The sequence below is a fragment of the Bacillus sp. 2CMS4F genome, assembly GCF_023161785.1.
GTDB lineage: Bacteria > Bacillota > Bacilli > Bacillales > Bacillaceae > Bacillus > Bacillus halotolerans.
In genome coordinates, this window is record NZ_JALNTO010000006.1 from 1 (window position 1) to 13,039 (window position 13,039).

Annotated in this window: 11 protein-coding genes and 1 other annotated feature; of the genes, 4 read left to right on the top strand and 7 right to left on the bottom strand. The window is 45.1% G+C overall.

Annotated elements, in window-relative coordinates; translation table 11 throughout:
- Positions 1-102 precede the first annotated feature (102 nt).
- From MTN95_RS10465 to MTN95_RS10475, 3 genes are all read right to left on the bottom strand, one after another.
- A complete protein-coding gene (locus MTN95_RS10465; protein WP_248338076.1) occupies positions 103-1,470 on the bottom strand; it encodes a M28 family metallopeptidase in 1,368 nt (455 codons plus the stop codon).
- Positions 1,471-1,623: 153 nt separating this feature from the next.
- Entirely contained in the window at positions 1,624-2,862 is a 1,239-nt protein-coding gene (tyrS, locus tag MTN95_RS10470; RefSeq protein ID WP_248338078.1) for a tyrosine--tRNA ligase, read from the bottom strand.
- Positions 2,863-2,906: 44 nt separating this feature from the next.
- Positions 2,907-3,119, bottom strand: a binding site (T-box leader).
- Positions 3,114-3,629, bottom strand: coding sequence for a MarR family transcriptional regulator (locus MTN95_RS10475; RefSeq protein WP_248338080.1), 516 nt, complete (start codon positions 3,627-3,629; stop codon positions 3,114-3,116). Its footprint overlaps the feature before it by 6 nt.
- Before the next feature lie 149 nt (positions 3,630-3,778).
- Here MTN95_RS10475 and MTN95_RS10480 point away from each other — a divergent pair, with 149 nt between their 5' ends.
- Positions 3,779-4,492, top strand: a complete 714-nt coding sequence (locus MTN95_RS10480) for a YwaF family protein (protein ID WP_248338085.1) — start codon at positions 3,779-3,781, stop codon at positions 4,490-4,492.
- 110 nt (positions 4,493-4,602) lie between these two features.
- Positions 4,603-5,463, top strand: a complete 861-nt coding sequence (locus MTN95_RS10485) for a glycosyltransferase family 8 protein (protein ID WP_044159962.1) — start codon at positions 4,603-4,605, stop codon at positions 5,461-5,463.
- A gap of 51 nt (positions 5,464-5,514) precedes the next feature.
- On the opposite strand, the gene MTN95_RS10490 is transcribed toward MTN95_RS10485, so the two are convergent.
- The 3 genes from MTN95_RS10490 to MTN95_RS10500 all read right to left on the bottom strand — a co-directional run bounded on the left by MTN95_RS10490 (position 5,515) and on the right by MTN95_RS10500 (position 10,171).
- Complete coding sequence (locus tag MTN95_RS10490) at positions 5,515-6,357, bottom strand: PRD domain-containing protein (protein ID WP_248338087.1); 843 nt, start codon at positions 6,355-6,357, stop codon at positions 5,515-5,517.
- Positions 6,358-6,409: 52 nt separating this feature from the next.
- Positions 6,410-7,789 (bottom strand): sucrose-specific PTS transporter subunit IIBC, encoded by a 1,380-nt coding sequence (locus MTN95_RS10495; RefSeq protein ID WP_248338089.1) that lies wholly within the window; start codon positions 7,787-7,789, stop codon positions 6,410-6,412.
- Between the two features lie 444 nt (positions 7,790-8,233).
- Entirely contained in the window at positions 8,234-10,171 is a 1,938-nt protein-coding gene (locus MTN95_RS10500) for a minor protease Epr (RefSeq protein WP_248338091.1), read from the bottom strand.
- A gap of 226 nt (positions 10,172-10,397) precedes the next feature.
- On the opposite strand from MTN95_RS10500, the gene celB reads away from it, so the two are divergent.
- Entirely contained in the window at positions 10,398-11,732 is a 1,335-nt protein-coding gene (gene celB, locus MTN95_RS10505) for a PTS cellobiose transporter subunit IIC (RefSeq protein WP_248338093.1), read from the top strand.
- An 89-nt stretch (positions 11,733-11,821) separates the two neighbouring features.
- Positions 11,822-12,499: a DUF2711 family protein gene (locus MTN95_RS10510; RefSeq protein WP_105954466.1), complete on the top strand. Its 678-nt coding sequence runs from the start codon at positions 11,822-11,824 to the stop codon at positions 12,497-12,499.
- A gap of 40 nt (positions 12,500-12,539) precedes the next feature.
- On the opposite strand, the gene glxA is transcribed toward MTN95_RS10510, so the two are convergent.
- Entirely contained in the window at positions 12,540-12,920 is a 381-nt protein-coding gene (glxA, locus tag MTN95_RS10515) for a glyoxalase GlxA (protein WP_010332375.1), read from the bottom strand.
- Positions 12,921-13,039 lie beyond the last annotated feature (119 nt).

A 13,039-nucleotide genomic window follows, 5' to 3' on the forward strand; every position in this document is an offset into this window, starting at 1 on the left:
TCTTTCTTTTATTTTATTACATGAGAATGGATATTTTAAGAAAAAATAAAGGCTGTCGAGATTTTCTCGACAGCCTGGACGGCAGCAATGTGCCGTCTTTTTTTATTTGATATCTTCATAAATATCAGAGGCTTTTGCCTTGATATGTGCCTTCTTGCCGGTTGGTTTTTCCTCTTTTTTCACAGCTTCATAGACAGAGGCTGTCACAAGGTCGCCAGCCTGCTGAAGGCGTTCTTTGCTGATATGTTCGATAGAGTCTTCAGGGGTATGGTACCACGGCTCTACGTCTTCTGTTTCCGGATCTCCCCAAATAAAGTTAGCGGAATCTATGCCGGCTTCATGGAACGGTACGTGATCGGATGAGCCTCCCTGTGTCAGAGACAGGCGGTCGAATCCAATTTTTTCAGCGGCCGTATGGCTGGATTCCCAAACATCGTTAGATTGTCCGTCCAATGTGTTGACATACAGCTCAGACGCATTCTCCCAGCTTGTACCGACCATGTCTAAGTTGAAGTTTACTTCGCTTCGTTTCAACTCTTTTTCTGATAGATGATCTACATAATGAGAGGAGCCGAGCAGGCCGAGCTCTTCAGCGCCAAAGGCGATAAAGCGGATTTCCTTGTCAGAAGGGATGCTTTTCAAGACGCGTGCCATTTCCAGCATAACAGATGTGCCTGATCCGTTGTCATTTGCGCCGGGCGAGAAAGGAACACTGTCATAATGGGCTGTAACGTACACAATATCAGGATTTTTGATGTTCTTTGATTTTTTGATACCGATGATGTTCTGGGAGGTTTGGTTTGAGAATGCTTTTAGTTGTAAGGTTGCTTCTTTTTGCTGGATAAGAGTTTCACCGTCTTCTTTCTTAATTCCGACGACAGGAATGCTGACTGTATTTCCTGATAGATTTGGGGTGACAGGCACAAGGCTTTCCTTATTATTGTAAATGATCACAGCCGTTGCGCCGGCCGCCTCGGCATTCCTGGCTTTCTCATAAAATGTCAGGTCTCCTCTTGAAATCAAAGCGATTTTCCCCTTGGCGTCAGCGGAGAAATCATCAGGATATCCTAAACCGGCGTGATACAGCGGAGCGTTGAGGCCCTTTTCTTCAGTTGGTGTAGAGCCGGATGCCGCCCGAATGAGAATCTCACGGCCTTCTGAGGATAGCGTTCCTTCAAGTCGGTCAGGAATGCCAAACGTTTGAACCTTCACATCGAGTTTTAATTTTTTCAAGGATGAAGCGATCCATAAGGCACTCTTTTTTTCGGCAGATGTCCCGGCTATTCTGGGGCCGATTGTTTCACTAAGCTGAGAAATGGTTGAGTATGCGCGCTTTGCTTTGAATGGGAGCTCCCGCTGGCTATCTGATATTTGAACAGCATGCGCAGCAGGGGTGACACTCTGTGCCGGCAAGAGAACCGTGCCGGCCGTTAAAACGGCCATCGTCATTACAGTCAAAAGCTTTTTCATAAACATGAACCTCCCCTAATGTTTGGATGGGGAATATTTCGGGATGCTAAAGGATTTTCCTGCAAACTGAAGCGCATTTTTGAAAAGACAGTTCTTTATACCTGCAAAAAAAACGCTTATGAAAGCCGATTTCATAAGCGTCAGGACATCAAATTATCGGAGTTTTAAAAACTTGCGTTTGCCGACCTGGATGATCATATTCTCCTCTATCTCTGCATCGGCGTGAATGTCTGTTATTTTCTCTCCGTTAATCCGGACACCGCCGTTTTGAATCATGCGGCGCGCCTCGCTTTTCGAGGAGAGAAGATCAAGAGTGACGAGCAGATCGATCATCGCGATCGTTTTCTCGCCTTTCCAGTTCACAGCCGGAATATCCTCAGGCAGGCTGTTTTCCTGAAAGACTGTTTTGAAAGATTGTTCGGCTGCTTCAGCGGTTTCTAATCCGTGGTACATTCGGACAATCGTTTTGGCTAAAAGCATTTTGGCATCTCTTGGGTGAACGGCGCCGGTTTCTAAGTCCTTCACGAGCCGTTTTTTCTCTTCAAGCTCCAAGTCCGTTGCCAAATGAATGTATTTTTTCATCAGGCTGTCGGGCAGTGACATTGTTTTCCCGTACATGTCGTTCGGATGTTCGTCAATGCCGATGTAGTTGTGTTTCGATTTCGACATTTTCTCAACACCGTCCAAGCCTTCCAACAGCGGCATCAGGATGACGACTTGTTTTTCTTTGTTGTATCGTTCTTGAAAATGCCGCCCCATCAGCACATTGAAATGCTGGTCTGTTCCTCCTAATTCAATATCGCTTTCCAGAACGACGGAATCGTATCCCTGCATCAACGGGTAAAAGAATTCATGCAGGGAGATCGGCTTTTGCATGGCGATGCGTTCTTCAAAGTCATCGCGTTCCATCAGGCGGGCTACTGTTATTTTGCCTGCCAAGTCAATAACGTCCTCCAGATGCAATGTTTTCAGCCATTTCGAGTTGTAGTGCAGCTCGACTTTTTCTGGATCAAGCACTTTCCCGAATTGCTGGAAGTATGTTTTGGCGTTGTGCTGGACTTCTTCATCAGTCAGCTGTTTTCTGGCCGCGGACTTGCCTGTCGGATCACCGATTTTTCCTGTGAAATCGCCAATCAAGAGCTGCACAATGTGGCCGTTTTCTTGAAATTGGCGAAGCTTGTTTAAAACGACCGTATGTCCCAGATGAACATCCGGTGCAGAAGGGTCTAATCCGAGTTTAATTTTTAGCGGTGTGCCTGCCGCAATCGATTTGACAAGCTTGGCCTTTAATTCCTCCGGCGGTATGACTTCTTGGGCGCCTGTCATATATAGATCAAGCTGTCTTTCGACTTCTTTTTGCTGTGCTGCTGTGAGCTGATCAAATGTTTTCATCGTTCTTCCTCCTTTTTTAGAAACACAAAAAGAGCCGCATCCCGATAAGGGACGTGGCTCAATGCACGCGGTACCACCCTGGTTGAAGACATTGTCTTCCGCTCATTCGAATAACGGTTTCCCGTCCTTTGCTACTAACGTTCACAAAGAAAGCTCGGGGAGGTAATTCGCTTTTGCCTGTGTGCCGGCTCGCACCTTCCGCCGGCTCTCTGAAACAGGGAGACAAACCGCTACTGGATTCCCGTCAAAGCTTATGATGTATGAAGATTGTCCGCTACTTTTCTAAGCAGTCCTGTCAGGGTTTTCTGCTCCTCTTTTGTCATGCCCGTAATCAATTCCGTTTCCCCTTTGTGAAACTCGGGGTAGAGTGCTTCGATCGCTTGTTTGCCGGATTCAGTGATTGTGACAAAAACCAGTCGCCGATCTCTGGGATCGATGCTTTTGGAGCAAAAGCCCTTTTTTTCGAGCGTTTTGATCACGTTGCTTGCTGTTGCTGTTGAAATGCCTGACAGCTCAGCGATTTTTCTCGTTTCGAGTTTGCCCCATACCCATAGATCGTAAAGAATGGAGAAAGCGGTCCAAGATAATTTGTAAGAAGAAAGAACCTCAGTCTCCATTTTGACACGGAGCCTTTGCGCAGACCGATACAGGTTCGTCGCGATCGAAATGGCTTCCAGGTTTAGTGACTCAACGGGCATTTGTTTAAGCTTGCTGAGTGTGTCATGCTCTTCTTTGCGAAGCTGCTGCTGTTTATCTAAACGTTCCATTTGTCGCCGCCTTAAATTATCAGAATCATTAGCTATGAAATGAATTGTAGCAGAGACGATGGTGAACTTCAAGCCTATATTTTTCGGTTGCATAAAAAAAGCCAAAAGAACACCACAATAAAGAAAAACCCGCAGACGGGGGTGCAGTTGTGCAAAAATATGTTCAAGGCGTGTATAAACACGATCCGTTTCATCTGTTTTCGACAGAGCATGCAATGACATTAGGATTGATCGGCATGCTTGCCATTCTTTTGTTTTTGTTCAGCCGGCCACTCAGCCGGCCAGCATTCAGTACATTTCTGCGCTATTTGTTTGTGTTTCTTTTGCTTGCTTCACAAATTGGTTACCAAATATGGATGATCGCCGCGGGCAGGTGGTCGGTGCGGACTTCTCTGCCTCTTCAGCTGAGTGACTTGTCTGTGTATTTATCAGCTATTATGCTGGTGACAAAGAGCAGAAAGCTGTTTGTGTTTTTGTATTTTGTCGGCATCGGAAGCTCGCTTCAGGCGCTTCTGACCCCAGACCTTGGTATGTTCTCATTTCCGCATGTGCGGTATATTCTCTTTTTTATTTCGCACGGATCCGTGTTTCTGTCCTGTCTGCTTATGGCGGTGATTGGCACGTACAGACTCAGACAGCGCTCTTTATGGGTGACTGTATTGATTGTCAATCTGTACGGAGGAATCATTTATCTGGTTGACCGCTGGCTGAAAGCGAATTATATGTATTTAACGAAAAAGCCGGGCGGTTCTTCGCTATTGGATGTTCTCGGGCCTTGGCCTTGGTATATCGCCTCAGCTGAAGCCATTACGATCGCGAGCTTTTTCATCCTTTATTGGCTTTATCGGATGTTCAAAAAATAACACCTTTTTTGTTGTATAGCACATTCTATTTAAAAAAATAATGGAGATTAGTGTTTAATTTTCTGAAAAAGGGAATGTAACTTGTACAACACAAAGGGAGATGAATACCATTGAAGAAAGATGAAATTATGCATATCGTATCATGCGCAGATGATAATTATGCTCGTCATTTAGGTGGGATGTTCGTTTCTTTATTGACAAACATGGACCAGAACAGAAAAGTAAAGCTATATGTGATTGATGGGGGAATTGAGCCTGATAACAAAAAAAGGCTGGAAGAAACCACATTGAAGTTCGGCGTGCCGATTGAGTTTTTAGAAGTGGATGCCAACCAGTATGAACATGCGGTGGAAAGCAGCCACATTACAAAAGCGGCGTATTACCGCATTTCGATTCCTGACTTAATTAAGGATGAGAGCATTAAGCGGATGATTTATGTCGATTGTGATGCACTTGTCCTTGAGGATATTTCGAAACTATGGGATTTGGACATCGCTCCATACACCGTTGCTGCTGTGGAAGATGCGGGGCAGCATGAACGTTTGAAAGAAATGAATATCACTGACACGGGAAAATATTTTAACTCGGGTATTATGGTTATTGATATGGAACCTTGGAGAAAGCAAAACATCACAGAAAAAGTTCTCAACTTTATCAATGAAAACGGTTCTGAAGATTTTCTTGTGTTACATGACCAAGATGCGCTGAACGCGATCTTATATGATAAGTGGTATGAGCTTCATCCGCGCTGGAACGCTCAAACATACATCATGTTAAAACTGAAAACACCTCCGACACTGTTAGGACGGAAGCAATATAATGAAACGAGAGAAAATCCGGCAATCGTCCACTTCTGCGGCGGAGAAAAGCCTTGGAACTCCAATACAAAACATCCGTATCGCGATGAGTATTTCCATTACATGTCCTATACAAAGTGGAATACGATCGGAAACCCGGCCATCAATCAATAATCTATATATGAAAAAACGCTTTTGAGATGATCAAAAGCGTTTTTTTGTTTGTCAGCGGGCCACTGACCGATGATAAAAGCGCTGAATATGCATGGCGATATAGCACAATTCTTTTTCAGGAAATTCAAAGCCGTATTCTTTTTTCACAAATGTGCCGATGCTTTTGGCGCATAGGAAAGCATCCTTGAATCTTTCTTTAATGATGGCGATCATTTCTGAATCCAGCTCGTAAATGGTTTCGCCTGCTTTGATATGCTGAATGGCAAAGCGCAAATGGGTCACAAGCCTTTCGTAAGAAATGGTATCCTCCACAATGTTGATCGACAGCTGGGTTTCAATAATGCCGATAATATCACGGATCATCGTTGTAATATCAAGTGTCTGTGTCATGTCGCCGGCGTTGTTTCTCGCTGTGTGAATGTGCATGGCGATATTGCCGATTTCATCCTCAGGAATCTCAATGCCCAGTTTCTCTTTAATCAGCGCTCTAGCCCACATGCCAATTTGGAATTCCTTCGGATAAAGAACTTTGATCTCATTCAGCAGCGGATTTTTGATGACCATTCCGTTGCTCAGGCGTTCGATCGCAAATGAGATGTGGTCTGAAAACGCAACGTGAATCCGTTCGTTGATTTTGATGTTCAGTTCTTGTTCAGCATGGGAAATAATTTGCTCGGAGATTTGAATATGGTCTTCCGGCAATGTTTCTAAAATCTCTTCGAATTGTTTATAGTCAGGTGTATCTTTTCTGACGAATGTTTTTTCGATTTTAGACGGATCGACAATATCATTTTTTCTTTTGTCGAACGCAATTCCTGCACCCAAGAGAATCTTCTCTTCATTTTGATCCTTTACGACGATTGCATTATGATTTAATATTCTTTTAATTTTCATAGCTTTTTGTCCTTTCATCCCCCGTTTTATGAATGAAATCGAATAAATCCAGTTATTCTGTCTCTTCTTTAAACCCGAGAAACAATGTAGCTATAAAAGCAGAGACGGCCGCGATCAAAAAACCGATCATATAATGAACAAAATTCGCAATGCCAAACGGCAGCACGATTGAAATCATCGGGATGCCGGTCAGTCCGTAGGAATTCGAAACGACGTGTGCCCCAACTACATACGCCCCGCCGAGAGCGCCTCCAATAGCGGCTCCGATAAAGGGGCGGATCAGCTTCACATTTACTCCGAAAACAATTGGCTCCACAATGCCTAAAAACGCGGTAAGGGAAGCGGGGAGCGCGATTTTCTTCAGGCCTGACTGCTTCGTTTTGAAGAAAACCGCCAGTCCCGCTCCGCCTTGCGCCACATTCGCCATTGACCATATCGGCACCAAAAAGTTCACACCCACATGAGGGTCAGCAAGCAAAGTCGCTTCAATCGCATAAAAGCTATGATGCAAGCCTGATAGAACGATAGTGGAATAGATGCCCCCGAAAAGAGCTCCGGCAGCAATGCCCGCGTGGTGATAAATGTATTCAATCGATTGTGATATGACCTGGCCGATGATAGCTGCGGCGGGGTTCATCACAATCAGCGCGAGACATCCTGTCACCATCACAGTGATAAAGGGAATGATCACGACATCAAGTGACTTGGGCACAATCGTTTTTAAAAGCTTCTCAATTTTGCTCATAATATAAATGGAGAGAAGAATCGGTATAATGGCGCCCTGATAGCCCATCAATGGAATGTGCAGCCCCCATATGTCCAAGGAAGCGGGGGTTTTGCTGCCGAGCATGGATGGATCAAGCAAATCGGGATGAGTCAGAAGCCCTCCTATCAATGCCCCTAAAAATGGGTTGCTGCCAAATTGTCTGGCGGCACTGAAGCCAACCAAAATCGGCAGCAGAATAAAGGCGGTGCTGGACACGAGATCCAGCATTTTGATCCACGGGCTGTCGGCAGAGAACCAGTGAAAGACCTGAATCATGCCGATCAGCCCCATGAGCAACCCGTTTGCTGTTATCGCCGGGATAATCGGCATGAAAATATCGGACAGCGTTTTAGCAAATGTTGTGACGGGGTTCAGTTTGCGTCTGGCATGTTTCTCTTGAACAGCCTCTTCAGAAGGCGCTGCCTCCCACACACAAACGACTTCTTTATAAATTTTGTTGACGATACCCGCCCCAAAAATAATCTGGAACAGGCCATATCTGAAAAAGGTGCCCTGCACACCTTGCAGATTCTCAATAGCACGTATGTCGATTTTCGTTTCATCCTTTACTTCAAAACGAAGACGAGTTGTACAGTGGCTGATGCTGATAATGTTGCTTTTTCCTCCTGCGAGGAGCAATAATTCTTTCGCAATTTCTTTTTGCAAACAATAAAAACCTCCTCTGCTGAAGAAAAGTCGGCTTGTTCATCGTATCAAATGAAAAGTTGACAATCAAAATGAAAAAAGTGAGAAAAATGTAAAGCGTGCAGAGCCATCAAAAAATGCCCTCGTCGGGTGACGGGGCATTACGAAACATATAAAGCAGAAATGTCATTGGCGCCGTTACGAGCCCAACACGAAAAGAAGAGTTAAAATGCCTTTCTTTTTCTAGGCACTAATACTCCCTTTGCATCGTTGGGTCTTGCCTGCTTGCCAGTCACAATCCCGCAATATGCAGTTGATATCTGTAGTAACGTTCATTTTATGCTGTTCACAGCAGGATAGCAATAGTATGAAAAGCCTGTGAAGCAAATGGGAAAAAGGTTGCGTACACAGTTTAACAGACGAAAAAACCTTTAAAACGAGTGTTACGTCTTAAAGGTTTTTTAATTATTTCTTCAGCTTAACGGCGTTCAGCCGTTTTTGCAGCTTTGTTTTTTCATGGGATGCTTTTAATTGATTGACTGCGGACTGAGCAGCTGTTTTTGATTTTTTTGTCTTGTCTTTTTCCGCTTTTTTCACTTTTGCTTTGGCCGTTTCGACTTTTTTGGCTTCTGCTGCCGCCACTTTTTTCTTCACTTTATCTAACCGTTTTTGCAATGACGTTTTGTCTTTTCCGGACTGAAGTTCATTGACGGCCTTTTGGGCTTTCGCCACGTTTGCGTCAGTTGATTTCTTTTCCGCTGCGGCGACTGATTGCTGCGCCGTTTTTACATTGCTGCTTTTCACTTTGTTGAGACGCTTCTGCAGGGACGTTTTTTCTGAGCCTGTCGGAAGCTTGCTGACTGCCGATTGAGCGCTGCTGACATCTGTTTTCTTTTTGCTTTTTTCCGCTTTGGCGACTTTGTCCTTTGCTTGCTTTAATGCGATATAGCGCTTGACCTGATCTAACCGTTTTTGCAGGTTCTTTTTATCCGTGCCGTTCGGCAGTTTGTTGATCGCGGCTTGTGCTGTATCAACGGTTTGCTGGGTTTTATACTTTTCTGCCTTTGCCACTTTGTCCTTCGCGTCTTTTACATTTCTGTATGCCTGAACGTTATCCAGTCTTTTTTGCAAAGCTTTTTTGGCGCTGGAATTCGGCAGCTTGCTGACGAGCTTTTTCGCTTTGTCGATATCGGCTTGTGTTTTTGTCTGTTCGGCTTTTTTGACCGCTTGCTCAGCCGCCGCGTACGCTTTATCTGCCTGCTGGGCTTTATATCGGATCAGGCCATAGCCGAATTGCTGATCGCGGCCCGTCATTCCGAGATCAACGATGTTTTTCTGCATGAGGGCGCGAAGCTGCACGTTCGTGTTACCAGGATCACGCTGTTTTAATAACGCAAACATGGCAGCGGCGTGCGGTGTCGCTTGGGATGTGCCGCTTCCCGTCGCATAATATTGATGTAAATACGTGCTCGTGATGTCTGTTCCCGGTGCTGAAAATTCAACTTGATTTCCTGTTGTTGAAAAGGCTGCGAGCTGATTGTGTTGATTTGTCGCTGACACTGCAACGACACTGCTGTATGCCGCCGGGTAATTTACTGGCTTGCCGTTTCCTTCATTTCCGCTTGCGGCAACGAGCAGTACGCCTTTTTCATATGCTTTGTCCATGGCGTCATGAAGAATCTGGCTGTCTGAAGATGTGCCAAGACTCATATTGACGATATCCATTCCATTCGCTATCGACCAGTCGATCCCTTTGAGAAGACCTTGAAGATCTCCCGAGCCGTTCTGATCCAGCGCTTTAACCGCATATATTTGTGCTTCCGGTGCGATGCCGTCAATTCCGTAGCCGTTATGCTTAGCGCCGATAATCCCGGCGACATGTGTTCCGTGGCCGTTATCGTCTTTGTAAGAAGAGGTGTAACTGACAGCTGAGTACCCGCCGGAAATCGACAGGTCGTCGTGGGGGGAGATCCCGCTGTCAATGACAGCTATTTTGACGTTTTTGCCTGTCAGCCCCTCCTTCCAAGCCTGTTTGACCTGAATCGGTTCAAGATTCCATTGTTCGAAGTTGTCAGAGGTGTCGGCTTTCTCTGACAGTACTTTGAGGTCTGTATTGTCCGCTGCAGTGAACGTGACATTGTTTTCGACATACAAAATATCAGGATCTTGTTTGAATTCTTTTACTGTCTCTGGATCTGCTGTGACAGCTACCGCCGGAAGATGCTGATACTGCTGCTCAACCTCAGCATCACTGTCCAGAACGGTTTCCTTGCCGTCTTTGTTTTTATAGACCACAATGACCTCTTTCTCGCTGCTGGTTTCTGCATGTGCAAGAGGTCCTAGGGCGAGAAAACTGAAAAACAGAGTGACTGATACAACAAGTTTGCAAAACGTGTTTTTCATGGTTCTTCTCCTTTTTCTATGATGTTTGATATATATATCGGAGGAAAATGTGATTTTGATAATAAGAAGGAAAGATTTTTTCATTGACAGGGTTGTTCAGAAGAATGCAGATTTTTTCCGCAGAAAGCGGAAATTTTCCGCATGAATTTGTAAGCGTTTTCAAAATAAGATAAAGAAAACATTGCAAAGGTTGTTTACAAAGCAGTGAAAAAAGGGGGCTTTTCAGATGAGCGCGTTCACTCGGGTGATGGAAGAAAAAATCATGCCTGTCGCTGGGAAAATTGCCGGGCAGCGGCATCTCAGCGCTTTGCGTGACGGAATTGTTTTGACCATGCCGCTGATTATTATCGGTTCTGTCTTTTTGATATTAACCAGTCTGCCGATTCCCGGTTATGCTGATTTTATGACGAGTGTGTTTGGGGAACAGTGGGCGGATAAGCTTGGCTATCCTGTCAATGCTTCATTCGATATTATGGCAATGATTGCGGCTTTCGGGATCGCCTATCGGCTGGCGGAAAGCTACGGTGTTGATGCCCTGTCGGCCGGAGCGATTTCAATTGCAGCCTTCTTATTGGCAACGCCGTTCGAGGTGCCTTTTACGCCGGATGGCTCAACAGAATCAATCATGGTCGGAGGCGGAATTCCCATTACATTGCTCGGCAGCAAGGGACTGTTTGTCGCCATGATCATCGCCTTGTTTTCGACTGAAGTCTATCGGTACATCATTCAAAAAAATATTGTGTTTAACATGCCTGACGGCGTGCCGCCGGCGGTAAGCAAATCATTTGTCGCGCTGATTCCCGGCTTTATTATCGTATTTCTTATATGGCTGGCGCGTCTTCTGATTGAAATGACGCCTTTTCAAAGCCTGCACAATGTCGTCGGAGACCTGCTCGGTACGCCGCTTTCCATCCTTGGGGGCAGCCTCGGCGGGAGTCTGATCGCTGAATTCGTGCAAATGCTGCTTTGGGCGTGCGGTATTCACGGCGCTTCGATCATCGGCGGTATTATGGCGCCGATTTGGTATGGCGCCATGGATGCAAACCGTCTTGCGTTTCAAGCGGGCGAGGCGCTGCCGAGTATTTTTACGACTCAGTTTTTTCAAATTTGGATCAATGTCGGCGGAAGCGGAGCAACGCTGGCGCTTGTACTCACAATGCTTGTGCGGTCCCGGAGCAAACAGATGAAGCAGCTCGGCCGATTAGGGATTGGTCCTGCGCTATTTAACATCAACGAGCCGATCATTTTCGGCATGCCGATTGTGATGAACCCGCTCCTTATCGTTCCGTTCATCATAGCCCCGCTCCTCACAATTACCGCCACTTATATCGGCATGAGCACCGGACTGGTGGCAAGGCCCGCCGGAATCGCCGTGCCATGGACCATGCCGCCGCTCATATCAGGGTACCTGGCGACAGGCGGAAAAGTATCTGGAGCGGTCATGCAGCTGGTGAACCTGCTCATTACATGTGCGATCTACTATCCGTTTTTCAGAATATGGGATCATCAAAAATGGAACGAAGAGAGTGCGGTTGAATCCGGGGATAAAAATATGACGTGATGTAAGCTGTAATAGATCATCAGCTGTTAAAGGGCTGATGATCTTCTATCAACTATAAGTAAATGTTAGAATATGTAAAGGGGGTGCCCATGCTAGAATACATATGGTTAGATGACGAATCACCAATCTTAAAACAAATACCAGTTGAATATACATCAGCTGCTATTTTATTTTCTCCTTTTATTCAAATGCCTGAAGGGTGGGAAAAAGCTAAGAGAAAAAATGAGTATGAGCATATTTATCCAAATGATCAAGAAGTAAGGGAAAAAGGAAAAGCAGTTACATGGAAAGAGATCATGTCTTCATGCGGATTCCAAACACATGCAGAGCTGGCGCTGGCTTTGAAGACATCGATATTTGCTTTAAGGGATGAGTACGCGAGAGAGGATTTGGCTGAACTTTTACATGTGAACTTAAAAGGAAATCTCTTTTATCCCAGTGAGGACCATATTTCAAATTTTCATATTCCCGGTTTGGTAAAAGTGCTTCGTTACAACGGGTCCAATCGGTTTTATTACTCAGAACCAATTGTGGAAAACAGCGGCTTTCTGGACACAACTGAGGCTAACTTGCGGAAAGTTCTTGATGAAGCCGCCGCAGAGCTCATTTTGACTGATGAGAAAATGGATTTTGTGTTTATGAGTGTATACGACTCATTCATGAATGTTTTTCTTGCGAAAGATGAAAACATTCATGACATGGTTCAGCGTATGGGCTGGGAGGCCATGTTTTGCGATGAAACTACGTATATGAATTGGTATAGATAAGAAAAGAACGTACCTCTAAACAGAGATACGTTCTTTTTTCTTACCGCTGAAAGAACTCAATCCACTCGCCGTCAGGACCTTCGATATAAAAATACCGATACCCGTTTGGAAGTGTTGTGATCTCTTCGTCGATAAATTTCGCATTCATTCTTTCCGCTTTTGTATATTCGGCCGCGATGTCATCAGTCAGCAGGGCAATGTGATGCACTTTACCTTCGGCGGGAAGCTCGCTGCTGTAGCCTTGAATCAGTTCGATTTCTGTTTCCGGACCATCTTCAAAGCCAAGAAAAGCAAGCTCGATAATACCGTTCGTATGAGTGATGCGGTCCTTCAATTTCATGCCGAGAACCTCTTCATAAAATGAAATGGACGCGTTAATATCTCTTACCATAATGCCTGTATGGTCAATTCGTTTTGCCATGCTGTTCCTCCTAGAAACTCTTTTTGTCTATCGTAGAAAAACCTTTCCTTTCTGTCAATGAAGACATCTTGGCGTTTTGTGGTACGATAAGAAAAAGCAAACAGAAAGAGGACGAACAT

Coding starts and splice junctions, on each gene's coding strand:
- MTN95_RS10465 (WP_248338076.1), bottom strand. CDS start 1,470: ATGAAAAAGCTTTTGACTGTAATGACGATGGCCGTTTTAACGGCCGGC.
- tyrS (WP_248338078.1), bottom strand. CDS start 2,862: ATGAAAACATTTGATCAGCTCACAGCAGCACAGCAAAAAGAAGTCGAA.
- MTN95_RS10475 (WP_248338080.1), bottom strand. CDS start 3,629: ATGGAACGTTTAGATAAACAGCAGCAGCTTCGCAAAGAAGAGCATGAC.
- MTN95_RS10490 (WP_248338087.1), bottom strand. CDS start 6,357: ATGAAAATTAAAAGAATATTAAATCATAATGCAATCGTCGTAAAGGAT.
- MTN95_RS10500 (WP_248338091.1), bottom strand. CDS start 10,171: ATGAAAAACACGTTTTGCAAACTTGTTGTATCAGTCACTCTGTTTTTC.
- celB (WP_248338093.1), top strand. CDS start 10,398: ATGAGCGCGTTCACTCGGGTGATGGAAGAAAAAATCATGCCTGTCGCT.
- MTN95_RS10510 (WP_105954466.1), top strand. CDS start 11,822: ATGCTAGAATACATATGGTTAGATGACGAATCACCAATCTTAAAACAA.
- glxA (WP_010332375.1), bottom strand. CDS start 12,920: ATGGCAAAACGAATTGACCATACAGGCATTATGGTAAGAGATATTAAC.